Here is a 17,060-nt window from a genome sequence, read left to right on the forward strand (position 1 = left end):
GGCCTTGGTTGACCAGCACTAAAGCCTTTATGAGCGTTAGCTTTCTGAAAGGTCAGCCCAACGCTTACAAGCGCAAATGTGCCTGTGTCACAGTTATTTTGCTATTCAGTGATCACAAACGCAAGAAAACAAAGGGAAAAAAATAGGTGTTTTCAACAAGTTACCCGGATTCGGAGGGCAGCACTCTATCCAGCTGGGCTGCGGGTGCTGATACAAGGCTCGGGCCTTACATGCGCGAAGCGTTTCTAACCGATGCGGCCCTTGGCTTCAATGGCGAATTTTGCTTTGTTGCAAGGAAGCTGTGCCAAGTTGGTCAACCGGCAATACATTCGCGTTGGGATTGCCGTGTCGGCTCGCGTTACTGCACGTCTTCAGAAAGTCTAGCGCGTGGTGCGCGAGGACGGGTTCCGAGCGCGATAGCGAGCGCGACGACGATCAGAATCGCCGCTACGAAGAACGCGACCCGCATGCCGGTGGCAACGGCCTGGGGATGCGCTGTCGTGACGTCGATCGCTGCCGATGCGAGCGCGAACACAGCGCCCATCACGGATGCACCGGTGATAAGCCCGAGATTGCGCGAAAGGTTGAGCACGGCGGAAATGACGCCCCGCTGGTCGGAGTGGACATCCTTCATGACGGCAGTGTTGTTGGCTGCCTGGAACAGCTGATAACCGGGGGTCAAGATGGCGACGGCAGCAATGTAGCCTATAATGCCGAACATTGCCGGAAGCATGGATAGAGCAAATGAACCAGCCGCCATTGCGACGAGACCAACAATGACCATAAACGGCGCGCCCCAACGGTCGACAATGCGACCAGCTGGGATACCGCTCAGTGTGGAGATAATTGGGCCGATCGACATAACGAGCCCAACAAGAGCCGCGTCGAGCCCGAGCGCACGAGAGAGATAAAATGGCCCGACCACCAGCGTCGCCATCATCACCGTGGAGACGAGGGCGCTCATGGCAAGGCTCGCACTCAGCGCGGCATCGCGGAACATCGCCAACCGGATCAAAGGTGATGCTGCTCCCGCCTCGGCGTGCACGAAGAGGCCGAGGCCGAAGACAGAGGCCAACAGCAGGGCCAGGTTGAGCGGACCGAAACTGCCGCGCCCGATCGTCATGGCGAGGGCATAGGCCGCGAGCGTCAGAGCAAGCAGCACCGTGCCCACAACGTCGAACCCGGCCCGATCATTGTTCGGCCCCCGGCGATCAACGGGCAGGGTGCGATAGGCAAGAAGAAAAGTCAGGATACCCAGCGGGACGTTGACAAGGAAGATGGCCCGCCAGCCGAGTCCGGCGATCAGAACGCCGCCGAGCGATGGACCGAGAGCGGTACCGATTGCGGACATCGTTCCGAGCAGCCCCATGGCGCTACCGGTCCTTGCCTTAGGAACTGTGTCACCGATAAACGCCATGGTGAGGGCCATCATAACGGCCGCTGCGAGGCCCTGTGCGGCCCGGGCGGCAACCAGCAGCCAGAGCGTTGGCGCAGCACCGCTTAGGCCCGAAGCCATCGTGAACAGGAAGATTCCAGCCAGTAGCAACCGCCGGCGACCGACGATGTCGCCGAGCCGTCCGACGCTGACGATCAGGGTGGTGATGGCGAGAAGATAAGCGAGGACGATCCACTGAACTTCCTGAAAGGACGCGTTGAAGGCCTGTGCCAACGTTGGCAAGCCGACATTGGCGATGCTTGTGCCGAGCGAGGGCAGCAGCATGGATAGCGAAAGGCCGGCAAGCGCCCACCGAACGGAAGGTATCTGTTCTGTACTTCTACCTACTGCCTCGTCAGGTTCTGCGATGATTGGCTTCAACATGAACTCCGTTTTCTGGTGACCCCCGAAACGGAGCTGCCAGAACATAGTCCTTTGCCTGATATGGCGGAACACGCAGCATTTGCATGTTATTCGTGCGTTAGACGCCATATCACGACTGTGCTAAGGGTCGATGCATGTCGACACCTGATCTCAACTTGCTTGTCACCCTTGATGTGCTGCTTGCGGAGGGCAGCGTTGCGCGCGCAGCCCAAAGGTTGCGGCTTAGCCCGTCGGCGATGAGCCGGGCGCTGGCTCGATTGCGCGAGACGACGGGCGATCCTTTGCTGGTCAGGGCTGGACGCGGTCTTGTCCCTACACCCCGAGCGCTAGAACTCCGCGAGCGGGTCAGCCAGCTCGTTGAGGACGCCGAAGCGGTTTTACGCCATGCCGAGAGGCTCAACCTCGAACAGCTCGTCAGAACGTTCACGCTGCGGACCAGCGAGGGCTTTGTCGAGACCTTCGGACCGGACTTGATTGCTGGCGTAAGCCGGCAAGCTCCCGGCGTGCGGCTGCGCTTCGTGCAGAAGCCAAACAAGGATAGCACGTCCCTTCGCGACGGGACGGTCGATCTGGAAACAGGCGTCGTGGGCATGACGACCGGTCCAGAAGTGCGTGCGCAGGTCTTGTTTCGCGACCGTTTCATTGGTGTCGTACGAAAGGGGCATCCGCTCAGCAAGGGCAAGATCACTCCGCATCGCTTTGCGGCCGGCAGGCACATCCTCGTCTCGCGGCGGGGGCTCGACAAGGGACCGATTGATGAAGCCTTGATGCTGCTCGGGCTGGAACGGGAGATCGTCACGATCGTCGGCGGCTTTTCGACCGCCCTGGCTCTCGCGCGGGCCTCCGACCTGATCGCCAGCGTTCCCGAGCGTCACACCGGAAACCTGCGCGCCGGAATGCATAGTTTTGCGCTTCCGCTCGCCACGCCCGAGGTCACGGTTTCATTGCTCTGGCACCCGCGGATGGATGCCGATCCAGCGCATCGCTGGCTGCGCGGGTGTGTTCGGGACGCTTGCGCGGCGCAACTCACCAACTCATTGACACACCGAAGCGCGGCCATTGGCTGTTAGCGAGGACCGGGCAATGGGCGAATATTTGCGAGAAAGGTGCCGTTCCCGCAAGTTTTGACGGGAACGGCATTTTATCAACCTGGAGATCACTCGATGTCGAACGAGACACCCTGTGCCAGCGGAAGGGCTGACGAGTAATTCACGGTGTTGGTGGCGCGGCGCATATAGGCTTTCCATGCATCGGAACCGGATTCGCGGCCGCCGCCTGTTTCCTTCTCGCCGCCAAAGGCGCCGCCGATTTCCGCACCGGAGGTACCGATATTGACATTGGCGATACCGCAATCCGATCCATCAGGGCTGAGGAAGCGCTCTGCCTCCTGCAGGTTGAGCGTGAAGATCGAGGAGGAGAGACCTGCACCGACCGCATTGTGGTCGGTGATTGCCTGGTCAAAATCGCTGTACTTCATCACATAGAGGATTGGCGCAAAGGTTTCTTCCGTTACCGGGCCGGCTTGCTTCGGCATCTCGACGAGAGCAGGGCGGACATAATAGGCGTTGTCATGGCTGGTATCGACGCGCGCGCCGCCGGTCACCTTGCCGCCGTGGTCAACGGCTTCATGCAGTGCCTTCTGCATATTATCGAAGGCGGCCTTGTCAATGAGCGGGCCGACCAGCGCCGATGTCTCGAGCGGGCTGCCGACGCTGACGCTTTCATAGGCCTTTTTCAGGCGTGGAACCAGCGTGTCATAGACACTCTCATGCACGAAGAGGCGGCGCAGCGTGGTGCAGCGCTGGCCTGCAGTTCCCATGGCACCGAAGGCAATGGCGCGCAGTGCCATGTCAAGATCGGCAGACGGGCAGACGATGCCGGCATTGTTGCCGCCAAGTTCGAGGATCGACCGGGCGAAGCGTTTGGCAAGACGCGGCCCGACTTCGCGGCCCATGCGGGTTGAGCCTGTCGCCGAAACAAGAGCAACTTTCGGATGGTCGACCAGCGCTTCACCAACGGTGCGATCGCCCATCAATGTCTGCGCAAGACCAGCGGGAACATCGCCGAAACGGGCCGCCGCGCGGTCAAAGATTGCCTGGCAGGCGAGGGCGGTGAGCGGCGTCTTTTCCGAAGGCTTCCAGACAACGGCGTTGCCGCAGACGAGGGCAAGCGCTGTGTTCCAGGACCAGACTGCAACAGGGAAATTGAAGGCGGATATAACGCCGACGACACCAAGCGGATGCCAGGTTTCCATCATCCGATGCCCGGGGCGTTCCGTTGCGATGGTCAAGCCGTAGAGCTGGCGCGACAGACCGACGGCGAAATCGCAGATATCAATCATTTCCTGCACTTCGCCGAGTCCTTCGGACGGGATCTTGCCGGCCTCGATCGAGACGAGGCGGCCGAGCTCGCTTTTTAGCGCACGCAGTTCCTCGCCGAACAACCGTACCAATTCGCCGCGCTTCGGCGCGGGAACCAGACGCCACTCGCGAAATGCCGCGTCGGCCTTTTCGATTGCCTTTGCCGTATCATCGGCGGAATGAATTGCAATATCGGCAATCTTCTCGCCGCTGACCGGGCTGAAGGATGGCATCTTGCCGCCCGTATAGGCGGTTTCGTTCACGCCCAGCTTGGAAAGGAGAGTTCTTACTTCTTGAGCAATGGTCATCTTGCTACCCTTTATTCTGTTTGGCCAATAGGCTTGAACCGGCTTTTATCAGCCGGTCGGGGTTTTTGATACAGGCGCCTTCAGCTTGCGAGCGCGACGGGTTTGAAATGCTGCCGGCAGCGCTCGATGGATGCCTTTTGCAAGCCCTCATAATGCGCGAACTCATCGAGTACCGGTGTGCCAAGGTCAGCTTCGAATTCTCGCTGGCTCGGACTGGCTGTAAACTTCTGGCCGTCATTGTCGCCAAGGTTGGACTGGAAGATACCAGCGGCGCTGACCGGGAGGAAGTCTTCATAGACGATCGGGTCGAACGTGACAGCGCCGAGCGCCACAAGTGCGTCGATGTCGGATGCATCCCGGGCAGACAGACCGCCATGCGGGAAAGTGGCGACTGCCGTGTAACGGAAGTAGCCGAGGCCCTGTTTGCGGATGCTGTCCCAATCATCTGGAAACGCTTTGAAAGCGGCGCTGAGAGCCGCGATATAGGCATCTGCGTTGGAACCATCCGGGGCAGGGCGTACCACTTTGCGTGATTCAGCCAGAAGCCGGTCATAAAGCGCGCGCCCCTTCGGAGTGAGCGCGATGCCGCGCTGTTCGATCTCGCCGAAACGAGCGGTGTGAGATCCTGCTTCCCATTCACCTTGGGCATTGCGGAAAGACACATTTTCTTCCAGCGCCTTGAATGATGTCTGACGCAGGAGGATGGGGCAAGCCCGTGTCGGAGGGCCCTCGATCACAGCTTTTGGAGAAATGCCGTAGGCTGGCATCAGTTCCTGGACGACATCGATGTCGAGCGTGCGCGGTGTCAGGTGATTGATATGCGGCCCCTTGAAGGAAACGACGTCGGCGATCAGCCGATGTGCATCATTTAGCCTGCGATAGAGGTCCGCGCTGACGCTGGCCTGGTCGTGCCAGCGGAACGTCACAAGCATCTCCTTGACGAAAAGCGCAGCGTCATCCAGCTCTAGCCCGCCTTGCGACTCGGCTTTCTCGACGAGTGAGACTGCATTGGTGGTGAAGATCTGGCGTGCATCGAGCGTCTTGCGCGCTTCTTCGCGCAACTCGGCGTCTTCTATGAGGTCGAGCCGCAGCAGTGACGTGAAGACACGAAACGGGTTGATCTTCAGCGCGTCATCCCTCACAGGACGGAAGGCCGTCGAGTGAACGGGAACGCCGGCTTCGCTCAGATCATAGTAGCCAACCGGATACATGCCCATCACCGCAAAAACCCGGCGCAGCATCGACAGCTCAGCGGGCGTGCCGACGCGGATCGCGCCATGGCGCTCTTCCGAAATACGATCGAGAGTGTCGGTCTGCTCCAGCCGGTGCCGAAGCTCCGGCGAGGCAGCGAGAGTCTGCGCATTCACCTTGGCGACCAGTGACAGGAGCGTCCCATATGCGGGAACTTCCGTCCGGTACATAGACGACATGGCGGCCGAAAAAGACGCCCTGATCACGTCTGTCGAGATAAATGTGGCTGATTTCATGATGATAGTTCCACTTTATTGGTGCGACAGCAAATTTTTGTGCTGTCATGCTCAATCTGGATTATAGAGGGGAAAGACACCCTCGGATTGCGATGATTCAAACTGGGTTGATGCGAGACAAGAATGAAGTTAACCCGACGCCTGATCCCCGACATCGACATTCTGCAGGCGTTCGAGTGCGCCGCGCGCCACGGCAGCTTCACTCAGGCGGCCAAGGAACTCAACCTGACGCAAAGTGCCGTCAGCCGCCAGATGAGTGAGCTTGAAAGCCAGATCGGTGTGCTGCTGTTCGAGCGTGTCCGGCAAAGGGTCGTCCTGTCCGATGCCGGCCAGAAATTCCTTCCCGAAGTGCGCCGGTTGCTCGGTCTTACCGAAGAGACCATGTTGCGGGCCATGGCGGCATCGCAATCCGCATCCTCACTAAGCATCGCCACCCTGCCGACTTTCGGCAGCCGCTGGTTGATGCCGAGGCTTCCTGATTTCCTTCGCCGCCATCCGGAAATGGCATTGAGCGTCGCGTCGCGGTCGCGGCCCTTCGATTTTGAGGAAGAACCGTTCGATCTGGCCATTCACTACGGGCAACCGGTGTGGGCGCATGCCACGTGCACCTATCTGTGCAGCGAACTCATTGTGCCGGTCGGGAGCCCGGAACTCTGTGCTTCGAACCCGGTCAGGACACCGGTTGAACTCGCAAACTCGGCACCGCTTCTGCATCTGTCGACGCGTCCCAAGGCTTGGGCTTCGTGGTTCGAGGCGGTGCAGGCCGATGTCATCAGCCCGTATAAGGGCCATCGGTTCGAGCATTTTTCGATGGTTATCGAGGCTGCGCTCGCTGGGCTCGGCTTTGCCTTGCTGCCCCGCTACCTGATCGAACAGGAACTGGCATCCGGGCGGCTGCAGGTGCTTTTTGACCAGCCGCTCCAGACCGAAAACAGCTATTATCTCGTTGTGCCGGACCACAAGAAGGAAAATCCCCTGGCGCAGAGCTTCTTCATCTGGATCGCCGATCAGGTCACCGATCGACAGACAGCAGCGCCGGTCATTCGCTGACCGCATTATGTCTTCGAGGAATTTCACTTCCGTTGGCACAATCGCGCTCTATAACCACAATTGACAAAGACTGCCGGTTCCTTCCGGCCCGACCCTGACGGTGATCCGATGCTGAACGATGAACGCTCCCACGGCCTATGGGAAAAGACAGCGCCACCTGCGCCCAATACGGCACGATTGCAGGGTGATATCTCCGTTGATGTTGCGGTCATCGGCGCCGGCTTTACCGGATTGTCGGCCGCGTTGCATCTGGCGGAAGCAGGAACAAGAGTTGCTGTTGTTGACGCAGTCGAGATCGGGTTCGGCGGTTCGGGCCGCAATGTCGGTCTGGTCAATGCCGGCATGTGGATTATGCCCGATGATCTGCCTGGCGTTCTCGGCCAGTTACACGGTGAACGTCTTCTGGAACTGCTCGGCAATGCGCCCCAGTCAGTGTTCAACCTTGTCGATAAGCACAAGATCGATTGCGAACTTGAACGCAAAGGCACCTTGCACTGCGCGGTTGGCATTGGCGGGGTGAAGCAGCTTGAACAAAGGGCTGAACAATGGCTAGCGCGCGGCGCAGCGGTTCGCTTGCTGGACGCGAAGGAAACGGCGGCCAAGGTCGGCTCCACTTCCTATGCGGCGTCACTGCTCGATAACAGGGCAGGGACGATCCAGCCACTCGGCTACGTCCGCGGGCTCGCCAAGGCTGCCCTCGACGCAGGTGCTGCCATCTACACCGGAACGCCGGTGACCGCGACGGAGCGCTCGGGCAGTCGCTGGATCGTGCGCACGCCGTCGGGTACAGTATCGGCCGATTGGGTGGTGGTTGCCACCAATGCCTACACGACATCGCCTTGGCCGGCACTTCGGGCGGAACTGCTGCATCTGCCCTATTTCAATTTTGCAACCGTGCCCCTGCCCGACGACATCAGGAACACAATTCTCCCCGAGCGGCAGGGTGGCTGGGATACCAAGGAAATCCTGAGTTCCTTCCGCATGGACAAGGCAGGACGGTTGGTCTTCGGGAGCGTGGGAGCTTTGCGTGGCACCGGCATGGCCGTTCACAAGGCCTGGGCGGCGCGATCCATCCGCACGATCTTTCCGCAGATCAAGGACGTAACGTTCGAAGCCGGATGGTACGGCCAGATCGGCATGACGAGCGACAGTCTGCCAAGGTTCCACACGCTGGCACCAAACATTATCAGCTTCAGCGGCTACAATGGCCGCGGCATCGCGCCGGGCACAGTCTTTGGCCGTATCCTCGCCGAGCAAATTATCGGCAAGATCACCGACGCTGATTTGCCGCTACCGGTAACCCAGCCCAAGCAGCAGGGACTGAGGGCTATACGGGAAGGCTATTACGAAGTTGGGGCGCAACTCGCGCATCTGGTTGGGAACAGATTTTAAGAGACGTTAACCTGACCTTTGCAATAGCTTGCCATTCTGTCGGTCCCGGCATATCTCTAGGAAATGGACAGCAGAAAGCCGATGCGGCACACCAGACCGAGCGTCTCCGCCAGCATTCTCGCCGCGGTCAGGAACCGTAAGAAACGCCCGACAGGCGTTACCCGAAGCGTGCGCGACGATCTGCTTATCGCGTCCTACAATGTTCACAAATGCGTAGGTATCGATAAAAAATTCGACCCTGAGCGCATCGCCCACGTGATTGGTGAGATCGGCGCAGACGTTATCGCCATTCAAGAAGCCGACAAGCGTTTTGGCGAAAGGTCGGGCCTCCTCGATCTTGCCCGTTTGCACCGCGAGAACAGTCTCGTCCCTGTTCCAGTTACGTCTTTGTACCCGAAAGGCCATGGCTGGCACGGTAATCTTTTGCTGTTTCGCGAAGGCGTCGTTCGCCGTGTTCAGCAACTCGGGCTGCCTGGTCTTGAGCCACGCGGTGCCCTGGTGGTCGACATCGACCTTGAAGCCGGACCTCTGCGCATCATAGCGGCGCATCTCGGATTGCTCAGACATTCCCGGCAGCAGCAGTCGGAAGCAATCCTGAGAGCTGTCCAGGCCGATCCATCGCGCCCGACCCTGTTGCTTGGTGATCTGAACGAATGGCGCATCGGCAAAGGTTCATCGCTGCACTTTCTGCATCCGGTTTTCGATCCGGCGAAGAATGCGGTACCAAGCTTCCCGTCGCGGTTTCCCGTTCTGGCGCTTGATCGTGTCCTCGGCCATCCACACAGCCTCGTCACAGCAATCGAAGCGCACGACACACCCTTGGCTCGCGTCGCCTCCGATCATTTGCCGATCAAGGCTCATGTCGACCTGAAGTCGGCTTTGGCTAAGACAGAAGTGACTAGAGATAGGGTGATCCTAGCCAGATAATCCGGTCGAGCAGACGCACCCAGAAGGAACGTGCGCGCAGGCTCTGCAAGAGAACCGGTTTTGCCGATGCCATTGCGGCCTCGACAAGGCCCTCCACTTCGCTAGCGAATTCTGCGTCCATGACTTCAAGATCCACCTCGAAATTTAGCCGCAAGGAGCGTGGATCAAGGTTGGACGAACCGACGTAGGCCCACTGACCGTCGATCGCCAGCAGTTTGGAGTGATTGAAGTTCCCGCTCGCGCGCCAGATACGGCAGTGCCCCTTGAGTATCTGGTCGAACTGGGCGGTCATGGCGCGATCGACCAATTTGAGATTGTTGATTGCCGGGACGACGATATCGACCTCCACCCCACGGCGCGCCGCCGTAACGAGCGCGCTGATCAATTCCCGGTCGGGCAGGAAATAGGGCGACATGATGCGGATGCGCGTCTGTGCGATGGAAAATGCCCCCATAAGCATGCGGTGATTGGCTTCAAGGCTACGATCAGGCCCGGACGGTATAGCCCGGATGAAGACGGGCTCGCCAGCGTGCTTTTCGGGCGCGCCGATGCGCCAGGGTTCACCCTTTAGCGCTTCCTTGGTGGTGAACCGCCAGTCCTCCGAGGCAATGTGGAAGAGATCCGTGACGATGGGGCCGGTGAGGCGGAAATGCGTGTCACGAGCGTTGTCTTCACCAACAACTTCGGCCGAAAAACCGGCACGAATATTCATGCCGCCCGTAAAGGCAACTGTGCCGTCCACGATCAGTATTTTCCTGTGGGTTCGAAGGTTCGCGTAGGGCAGGCGCAGGCCGACGATAATATTGCCATTGAACACATCGACCGGGACACCGCCTTTCGCGAGGTAGCCGACAATACTGGGAATAGAATAGCGGGCGCCTACGGCATCGATCAAAACGCGAACTTCGACACCGCGTTTGCGTGCCGCTATCAGCGCATCAGCTATACGCAGCCCGATCTTGTCGCGGTCAAAGATATATGTCTCTACGAGGATGCTGCGCTTTGCTGCAGCGATCGCATCAAGCATCGCGTAATACGCGCCATCACCGCTTTGCAACATGACAATATCATTGCCAGTCGTCAGCCTGCAACGGCTGACCCGATCGCCGACCGTTTTCATGGCAGCAAAACGCTTCTCGAAATTCGCGAGGACATTCTTCTCACTCGCGTCGAAGCGCATGAGATGGTCCTGACCGATCTCGTGCAGGAAAGCGCGTTGCGACGAGATCGAGGAGCGCCTGATGCGGTTGATGCCGGCGACTGCATAGATCACCGCACCAAGGACGGGTGAAAGAATGATCACGCCAACCCAGCCGATGGCGGCGCGGACCTCTTCCTTGGTCATTGTTGCATGAATAGCCGCAGGAACGCCAAGGGCGATCGACAGCACAAAGAGGATTTGCGGCCAATAGTCAGGGAGGAAATCAGCCATTGCTGGAGAATTTCATGTCAGGACATCGAATCGCGGCGCGAGCGCCATTCCGCCAGCGAGACCGGCTGGTCGGGTATCCGGATCTCAAAACTGGTTCCTGCTCCTTCGCTTTCACGCAATTCGATTGTTCCCCCATGGGCGCGAACAAGTTCGTGAACAATCGCGAGGCCAAGGCCTGTGCCGCCTGAGCGGGCCGATCCCTTGAATGCGGTAAACAGATTTTGCCTGGCTTTGGCCGGCAGGCCTGGCCCAGTATCCTCAACGCCAATAATCGACGTGGTGGCGATCTGTCCGGCTGTAATCGTCAGCCGCTTGACCACCGACGCATCGCCACGGGTATCACCGGCCATAGCCTGAACCGAGTTGCGGCAAAGATTGGAGATGATCCGGAAAAATTGGTCGGGATCGACATCGATCTCGAGGGATTCCGGCACGAGATTCTTGAATTCTATCCCCGACTTTGCATCGAGATTGAGCATTTCCTCGACGTCGCTGACGATTGTGCGCAGCTTCACACGCCGCCGTTGCGGTGGCGCTTCCTGGGTCCCGCCATATGCAAGCACAGTCTGTGAATAGCTGATGGCGCGGTCGATCGTGCGCACGAGTTTTGGCACGAAACGCTGGATCGTCGGATCACTGGTATTGGCGAGATGATCCGACATGAGCTGGGCTGAAGCCAGGATATTGCGCATGTCGTGATTGATCTTGGAGACCGCAAGTCCGAGATCGGCGAGATGTTTCTGTTCCGCCAGGGTACGCTGCAATTGGCGCTGCATGTCGGCAAGCTCGCGCTGGGCGATGCCGAGTTCATCGTCACGTGCCTCCGGCTTGATCACCCTTTGCGGATCATCGGGGGACTGCGCAAATGCCAGCATGTTCGCGCTCATGCGTTGAATGGGTCGAATGAGCAGTCGGCTGATGGTAAGGAACACAAGGCTTGCGGTAATCAGTGAAATGAACAGTGAAATAAGTGCCACATTGCGGGCATAGCGCAACATCGCCTTGCGCAATGGCGCATCTGACGTCAGGAGCTCGATAATCTTGCCTGTATCGCCCACCGGACCATAGACCCGGATGACGCGATGGCCGCCATTGATCAGCGTATCGAGAGCATCACGGATTACCGTAACGGGATCGGTCACTGTAATATCGATGTGTTTGTCGACTTTCGAGGGCATTTCCGAGACAGCAAGGAGACGGGACGCTCCTTTTTCACGCAGCGCAATAGCCTTCGTGCCTGTCGCCAGCAGCACCTCATCCTGTACCGACTGCGGCACATCTTTCGCATCACTTGCTGCAAGCACCACGCTCGCCGCTGCAACGGTATTGAGCCTGTCCGATAGCCACCTCATGCGCATGTCAGCCATCGTTGGCACGAAGATCATTACTTCGGCCAGCAGACCAAACAACAGAGTCAAGCGCAACAGTTTTCCGGAAAGACGCTTTAGAACCGGCAAACGCCGTCCAGCATGCAGTTCCGCGCTGATATTGGCTGGCGTTTGCTGTGTTGCCGTCATATAAGCTCCATCGACATTCGATGTAGGTCAAATGCTCACCCGGCACAATAAATGAGTTGCCAGGTTTTGCCTATTTTTGAATCACGTCAATCAATTGACTTATCAGCACCGTGCCTCTATAAGCCGCGCACGTCCGGGTTGACCGCCCCGGCGGCGTATTCTTATGCGCTATTGGCGGTCCTGATATGCTCCTGTCAAAGAACAGACCACAAGAAGGGCCGCACACCGCGGTAATTAACAAATGAAGCGTACTTATCAGCCATCCAAACTTGTCCGCGCACGTCGTCACGGGTTCCGCGCCCGCATGGCAACGGCAGGCGGCCGCAAGGTTATTGCAGCGCGTCGCGCTCGCGGTCGCAAGCGGTTGTCGGCATAAGGCAATCCGCACGGGCTCGTGCGGTTGGCACTACAGAATGAATGAGCAAAAACCACTCCGCCTTCGCAAGAGAGCGGAGTTTTTGACTGTCCGGAACGGAGAAAAGCGCCGGGGCGCTTACTTTCTTCTCGAGGTCAAGGAGCGTGAGGATCAGGATGGTCCGCCACGCGTTGGTTTCACAGTCACCAAGAAGAACGGGAATGCCGTTATCCGCAATCGCATCAAGCGACGCCTCCGGGAGGCTGTACGCGTCAATGTTGCAGATGACATGCAACCTGGAACCGACTATGTGATCGTTGCTCGCCGCGACGCGCTCGATGCGCCGTTTGCGGATCTGACCCGGGAACTCTCGAAACGGGTTTCCAAGAAAACACAGATTCGGCGTTCAACGAAGCTTCAACCGGCTCGATAGAACCCGACCCAAGGACGACAATGGAAACGAACCGTAATTTCTTTATCACCATTGCCTTGTCCATTGTGATCCTGACGCTTTGGCAGGTGTTCTACATGAACCCCAAGATCGAAGCGCAGCGCGAACAGGCCCAGATAGAGGCCACGCGGCAAGGACAGACGCGCGTTGACGGACAGCCGAGCACACCAGCAGGATCAGCCACGGACGGTTCGGCGACGAACAATCAGCCATCCTCAACGCCCGCCACGCCAGGTGCCAATATACCTGGCCAGTCGCAGGATGCCGCTCAGGCAGGCAGCCTGACCCGCGCTGCTGCTCTCGGTCAGACAAGCCGCGTCAAGATCGATACACCCAGCCTCGGTGGCTCCATCAGCCTTACGGGTGCGCGTCTCGACGATCTGTTGCTGAAACACTACCACGAGACCGTCAGCGACAGCTCGCCGAATATCGAGCTGTTGAGCCCGGCACAAATGGCAGATGGTCAATTTGCCGAAATCGGTTTTACCGGCAATGATGCGACGGGCACGGTTCCCGGACCAGCGACGGTCTGGAACGTCGAAGGCAATAATACCCTTACACCGACAACACCATTGACCCTGTCGTTCACGAATGAGAAGGGACTGACGTTCAAGCGCACCATCAGCGTTGATGACAGCTACATGTTCACTGTCAAGGACACAGTGACCAATGGAACCTCAGTTCCCGTATCACTGGCCTCCTATGGCCGCGTCACGCGGTTCTCGAAGCCCCTGCATCCGAGCACCTATGTTCTGCACGAAGGTCCGATCGGCGTAATCGGCGATGACGGTCTCGTGGAGTACAAGTTCGCGGCGATCGAGAAGGAAAAGGAAGTGTCTCCGCCGAGGGCAACAACGGGCGGCTGGATCGGCATTACCGACAAATATTGGGCGGCGACGCTTGTTCCATCTCCCGCTAAGCCGTTCCAGGCGCGCATGTCCTATTTCGAGGATGGCCGTGCGCGGTATCAGAGCGACTATCTGTCCGACCCGACCACGATCGAGCCGGGTCAATCCGCGACGATTGAAAACCTCGTGTTCGCGGGGGCCAAGGAAGTCAGCAGGATCAACGCTTATGAAAAGGACCGTGGTATCCGGCAGTTTGATCTGTTGATCGACTGGGGATGGTTCTATTTCATCACCAAGCCGATGTTCTACCTCATCGACACGCTCTATAAGGCGATCGGCAATTTCGGCGTGGCGATCTTGCTCGTTACGGTCTTGCTGAAGGCCCTGTTCTTCCCGCTCGCCAACAAGTCCTATGCCTCCATGGCTCGTATGAAGCTGGTCCAGCCCAAAATGACTGAAATCCGCGAAAAATATGCGGATGACAAGGTCAAGCAGCAACAGGCCATGATGGAGCTGTACAAGACGGAGAAGATCAACCCGATCGCCGGCTGCTGGCCGGTTGTGATCCAGATTCCGGTATTCTTTGCGCTTTACAAGGTTCTTTATGTCACCATTGAAATGCGCCATGCACCGTTCTTTGGCTGGATCCAGGATCTGGCTGCGCCAGATCCAACATCGCTGTTCAACCTGTTCGGCTTGCTGCCATGGGCTGTTCCTGCCTATCTGATGATCGGTGTATGGCCGTTGATCATGGGCATCACGATGTTCCTGCAGATGCGCATGAACCCAACGCCGCCGGATCCGACGCAGCAGATGATCTTCAACTGGATGCCGTTGATCTTCACGTTCATGCTGTCGAGTTTCCCGGCCGGTCTGGTCATCTACTGGGCATGGAACAACACGTTGTCGATTATTCAGCAGGGCATCATCATGAAGCGTCAGGGCGTGAAGGTTGAACTGTGGGACAATCTCACGGGAATATTCAAAAAGAAACCTAAACCGGCCGAGTAACCGGTCAGCCGGTTACTCATCGAGTAGCAAAGCCCCCGGCCTGGCCGGGGGCTTTTGTTTGCGGCGGTTGACAAGGTGTCCATAAACCTCGATTGCAGAGCAGGTCGCATAGGACACGCCGAGAACAAACGGAAACGAAATTGAGCAAAGCGCAGGAAAACGCAAACAGGCTGATCGAGAAGGGCAGAATGCTCTTCGCGCAGGGTTGGGTATTCATCCGCGGCGTTCCCGCCATGAAATTCCTGCCGCCCGAAGGACCGCTTGAAATAGCGTTTGCCGGCCGGTCGAATGTCGGCAAATCCTCCCTGATCAACGCCATCATTGGCCAGAAGGGCTTGGCGCGCACCTCGAACACGCCAGGCCGGACACAGGAACTCAACTATTTCGTTCCGGATGGTCATTCGGGAGAAAATGGCGACCTGCCGCCGCTCGCGATTGTCGACATGCCGGGCTACGGCTTTGCCGAAGCGCCGAAGGAACAGGTCGACGCCTGGACGCGGCTGGTGTTCGATTATCTGCGTGGCCGGACTACCCTCAAGCGCGTCTACGTACTCATCGACGCCCGCCACGGCGTGAAGAAAAACGACGCTGAGGTCCTGGATCTACTCGATCGTGCCGCGGTGTCCTACCAGATCGTTCTCACCAAGATCGACAAGATCAAGGCTGCCGGCGTGCCACGCCTGATGGAGGAGACTGCGCTGGCCATCAAGAAACGTGCCGCGGCCTATCCGCAAATTCTTGCGACCTCGTCCGAAAAAAGCGCGGGCCTCGATGACCTGCGCGCTGCCGTAGCCTTGCTTCTCGAAGAATAACGGCTCGCGACAAAAAAGACCCCGCATGGTCCGGACATCAGTGGATCACGCGGGGTTAGGTGCGCAGATGGTGATCTGCGCAATCAGGCAAAGTTCAGGCTTACATTTTCGGCAAAAGAACCTTGTCGATCACATGGATGACACCATTCGATTGCTTGACGTCGGCGATCGTCACATTGGCAACGGTGCCGTTTTCATCGGTGAGCGTCAGCTTCTTGCCCTTGTACTTTGCCGTCCAGACGCAACCGCCAACGGTTTTGACCGGATGGGCACCTTCATCACTATCGACCATCTTCATAATGGTTTTGGCGGAGGCATCGGCGGCGACCACATGACAAGTCAGGATCTTGGCCAGTTTGGCCTTGTTTTCCGGTTTGAGCAGAGTTTCCACTGTTCCTTTTGGAAGAGCCGCAAATGCTTCATTTGTTGGGGCGAAAACCGTGAAAGGCCCTTTACCTTCCAGCGTCTGGACAAGACCGGCCGCTTTGACAGCGGCAACCAGCGTCGTGTGGTCTTTCGAGTTCACCGCGTTTTCAATGATGTTCTTGTTGGCATACATGGGTGCGCCGCCGACGGTCGGGTTCTTGGCGAATGCAGCGCCAGCAATGAGGACTGTCGAAAGCGCGATCAGGCGAAATGATTTGTTTAACATCTCTATCTCCACTCTGTTTGTTCCCCTCAGATGAGGTCAGTGGGAGATACGGAAGGCTGCAGACCTAAGTTTCAGCCGGTTTCATTTTTCCTTTTTTAGACGATCTAGATTCCACGAACTGTGCCGGCCGCAACGACAGCACCTGTCGGTGCTCCACTCGGCGAACCGCCAACAGGTTCCACTGAAATGGCCAGTGTTGTGCCGTCACGCAGCTTCGTGGCCACGGGTTGCGGCAGATTGAACTCCGTGACCTGTGGTGATTTGATCAGGCCAAGTGAAACGGGCGCTGCGCTTCCAGCAATCAACCATAATTCAAGCGAACGGTCCTGCGGCATGTCGCCGGCGACAACAGTTACTTTCAGCTTTTTCGTCCGTTCGTCAAAGATTGCCATGGTGCGAACGGGACTGCCCTCAGCTGCCATGGAGGCGACCAGCTGGGTCGAGGGACGCTGGATCATATCGCGGCCGAAGCCAATAACAGCAAGGGCGAGTGCAGCAAAGGCAAGGCCGCGCCAGAAAATGACGCTGGTCCACAATGGAATACTTAGCGGAGAAATCTCGGTCCCAAACAAGCGGTGGTCGATATCCCCCTTCAGATATTGTGGAGCCGCAGCTGGCTCAAATTGCTCGTTCAACGGG

General features: G+C 58.1%; 15 protein-coding genes. 8 read left to right on the forward strand and 7 right to left on the reverse strand.

Annotated elements, in window-relative coordinates; genetic code table 11:
- Positions 1 to 358 precede the first annotated feature (358 nt).
- The gene (locus tag AAAC48_RS05725; protein WP_340653256.1) at positions 359 to 1,819 is read right to left on the reverse strand and encodes an MFS transporter; all 1,461 of its coding nucleotides are present in this window, start codon (positions 1,817 to 1,819) and stop codon (positions 359 to 361) included.
- Between the two features lie 134 nt (positions 1,820 to 1,953).
- Between AAAC48_RS05725 and AAAC48_RS05730 the strand changes: the two genes are divergently transcribed.
- On the forward strand, positions 1,954 to 2,889 hold the full coding sequence (locus AAAC48_RS05730) for a LysR family transcriptional regulator (RefSeq protein ID WP_340653257.1): 936 nt from the start codon (positions 1,954 to 1,956) through the stop codon (positions 2,887 to 2,889).
- An 86-nt stretch (positions 2,890 to 2,975) separates the two neighbouring features.
- Here AAAC48_RS05730 and AAAC48_RS05735 read toward each other — a convergent pair whose 3' ends face one another.
- Together AAAC48_RS05735 and AAAC48_RS05740 are read right to left on the reverse strand one after the other, a co-directional pair.
- Complete coding sequence (locus tag AAAC48_RS05735; RefSeq protein WP_340653258.1) at positions 2,976 to 4,487, reverse strand: aldehyde dehydrogenase family protein; 1,512 nt, start codon at positions 4,485 to 4,487, stop codon at positions 2,976 to 2,978.
- A gap of 80 nt (positions 4,488 to 4,567) precedes the next feature.
- Positions 4,568 to 5,974 carry a VOC family protein gene (locus tag AAAC48_RS05740; RefSeq protein WP_340653259.1) on the reverse strand — a complete coding sequence of 469 codons (1,407 nt, stop codon included), beginning with the start codon at positions 5,972 to 5,974 and terminating at the stop codon, positions 4,568 to 4,570.
- Positions 5,975 to 6,097: 123 nt separating this feature from the next.
- Here AAAC48_RS05740 and AAAC48_RS05745 point away from each other — a divergent pair, with 123 nt between their 5' ends.
- The 3 genes from AAAC48_RS05745 (at position 6,098) to AAAC48_RS05755 (ending at position 9,343) form a co-directional block, all read left to right on the forward strand.
- Positions 6,098 to 7,024: a LysR family transcriptional regulator gene (locus AAAC48_RS05745; RefSeq protein ID WP_340653260.1), complete on the forward strand. Its 927-nt coding sequence runs from the start codon at positions 6,098 to 6,100 to the stop codon at positions 7,022 to 7,024.
- Between the two features lie 108 nt (positions 7,025 to 7,132).
- Entirely contained in the window at positions 7,133 to 8,416 is a 1,284-nt protein-coding gene (locus AAAC48_RS05750; protein ID WP_340653261.1) for an FAD-binding oxidoreductase, read from the forward strand.
- Positions 8,417 to 8,497: 81 nt separating this feature from the next.
- Positions 8,498 to 9,343: an endonuclease/exonuclease/phosphatase family protein gene (locus AAAC48_RS05755; RefSeq protein WP_340653262.1), complete on the forward strand. Its 846-nt coding sequence runs from the start codon at positions 8,498 to 8,500 to the stop codon at positions 9,341 to 9,343.
- On the opposite strand, the gene AAAC48_RS05760 is transcribed toward AAAC48_RS05755, so the two are convergent.
- Both AAAC48_RS05760 and AAAC48_RS05765 read right to left on the reverse strand, forming a co-directional pair.
- A complete protein-coding gene (locus AAAC48_RS05760) occupies positions 9,315 to 10,775 on the reverse strand; it encodes a phosphatidylserine/phosphatidylglycerophosphate/cardiolipin synthase family protein (RefSeq protein WP_340653263.1) in 1,461 nt (486 codons plus the stop codon). The genes AAAC48_RS05755 and AAAC48_RS05760 overlap by 29 nt on opposite strands.
- Positions 10,776 to 10,792: 17 nt before the next feature.
- Positions 10,793 to 12,292, reverse strand: coding sequence for a HAMP domain-containing sensor histidine kinase (locus AAAC48_RS05765; RefSeq protein ID WP_340653264.1), 1,500 nt, complete (start codon positions 12,290 to 12,292; stop codon positions 10,793 to 10,795).
- Between the two features lie 241 nt (positions 12,293 to 12,533).
- On the opposite strand from AAAC48_RS05765, the gene rpmH reads away from it, so the two are divergent.
- The 4 genes from rpmH to yihA all read left to right on the forward strand — a co-directional run bounded on the left by rpmH (position 12,534) and on the right by yihA (position 15,769).
- Entirely contained in the window at positions 12,534 to 12,668 is a 135-nt protein-coding gene (gene rpmH, locus AAAC48_RS05770) for a 50S ribosomal protein L34 (protein WP_040853797.1), read from the forward strand.
- 37 nt (positions 12,669 to 12,705) lie between these two features.
- Positions 12,706 to 13,080, forward strand: coding sequence for a ribonuclease P protein component (rnpA, locus tag AAAC48_RS05775; RefSeq protein WP_340653265.1), 375 nt, complete (start codon positions 12,706 to 12,708; stop codon positions 13,078 to 13,080).
- A 20-nt stretch (positions 13,081 to 13,100) separates the two neighbouring features.
- Complete coding sequence (gene yidC, locus AAAC48_RS05780; protein ID WP_340653266.1) at positions 13,101 to 14,957, forward strand: membrane protein insertase YidC; 1,857 nt, start codon at positions 13,101 to 13,103, stop codon at positions 14,955 to 14,957.
- Positions 14,958 to 15,145: 188 nt separating this feature from the next.
- Positions 15,146 to 15,769, forward strand: coding sequence for a ribosome biogenesis GTP-binding protein YihA/YsxC (gene yihA / locus AAAC48_RS05785; RefSeq protein WP_340653269.1), 624 nt, complete (start codon positions 15,146 to 15,148; stop codon positions 15,767 to 15,769).
- Positions 15,770 to 15,869: 100 nt separating this feature from the next.
- Here yihA and AAAC48_RS05790 read toward each other — a convergent pair whose 3' ends face one another.
- Together AAAC48_RS05790 and AAAC48_RS05795 are read right to left on the reverse strand one after the other, a co-directional pair.
- Positions 15,870 to 16,421 (reverse strand): fasciclin domain-containing protein, encoded by a 552-nt coding sequence (locus AAAC48_RS05790; protein ID WP_340653267.1) that lies wholly within the window; start codon positions 16,419 to 16,421, stop codon positions 15,870 to 15,872.
- A 104-nt stretch (positions 16,422 to 16,525) separates the two neighbouring features.
- Positions 16,526 to 17,060, reverse strand: a 535-nt coding sequence (locus tag AAAC48_RS05795) for an anti-sigma factor (RefSeq protein ID WP_340653268.1), incomplete at its 5' end; no start/stop codon positions are given.

The sequence above is a fragment of the Phyllobacterium sp. genome (assembly GCF_037994405.1).
In the GTDB taxonomy this organism is placed as follows: Bacteria; Pseudomonadota; Alphaproteobacteria; order Rhizobiales; family Rhizobiaceae; genus Phyllobacterium.

Excerpts from the sequence above, each read along its gene's own strand:
- AAAC48_RS05750 (WP_340653261.1), top strand. The coding sequence starts at position 7,133 with ATGCTGAACGATGAACGCTCCCACGGCCTATGGGAAAAGACAGCGCCA.
- AAAC48_RS05735 (WP_340653258.1), bottom strand. The coding sequence starts at position 4,487 with ATGACCATTGCTCAAGAAGTAAGAACTCTCCTTTCCAAGCTGGGCGTG.
- rpmH (WP_040853797.1), top strand. The coding sequence starts at position 12,534 with ATGAAGCGTACTTATCAGCCATCCAAACTTGTCCGCGCACGTCGTCAC.
- AAAC48_RS05760 (WP_340653263.1), bottom strand. The coding sequence starts at position 10,775 with ATGGCTGATTTCCTCCCTGACTATTGGCCGCAAATCCTCTTTGTGCTG.
- AAAC48_RS05790 (WP_340653267.1), bottom strand. The coding sequence starts at position 16,421 with ATGTTAAACAAATCATTTCGCCTGATCGCGCTTTCGACAGTCCTCATT.
- AAAC48_RS05765 (WP_340653264.1), bottom strand. The coding sequence starts at position 12,292 with ATGACGGCAACACAGCAAACGCCAGCCAATATCAGCGCGGAACTGCAT.
- AAAC48_RS05740 (WP_340653259.1), bottom strand. The coding sequence starts at position 5,974 with ATGAAATCAGCCACATTTATCTCGACAGACGTGATCAGGGCGTCTTTT.
- AAAC48_RS05730 (WP_340653257.1), top strand. The coding sequence starts at position 1,954 with ATGTCGACACCTGATCTCAACTTGCTTGTCACCCTTGATGTGCTGCTT.
- rnpA (WP_340653265.1), top strand. The coding sequence starts at position 12,706 with ATGAATGAGCAAAAACCACTCCGCCTTCGCAAGAGAGCGGAGTTTTTG.
- AAAC48_RS05755 (WP_340653262.1), top strand. The coding sequence starts at position 8,498 with ATGCGGCACACCAGACCGAGCGTCTCCGCCAGCATTCTCGCCGCGGTC.
- yidC (WP_340653266.1), top strand. The coding sequence starts at position 13,101 with ATGGAAACGAACCGTAATTTCTTTATCACCATTGCCTTGTCCATTGTG.
- AAAC48_RS05725 (WP_340653256.1), bottom strand. The coding sequence starts at position 1,819 with ATGTTGAAGCCAATCATCGCAGAACCTGACGAGGCAGTAGGTAGAAGT.
- yihA (WP_340653269.1), top strand. The coding sequence starts at position 15,146 with ATGCTCTTCGCGCAGGGTTGGGTATTCATCCGCGGCGTTCCCGCCATG.
- AAAC48_RS05745 (WP_340653260.1), top strand. The coding sequence starts at position 6,098 with ATGAAGTTAACCCGACGCCTGATCCCCGACATCGACATTCTGCAGGCG.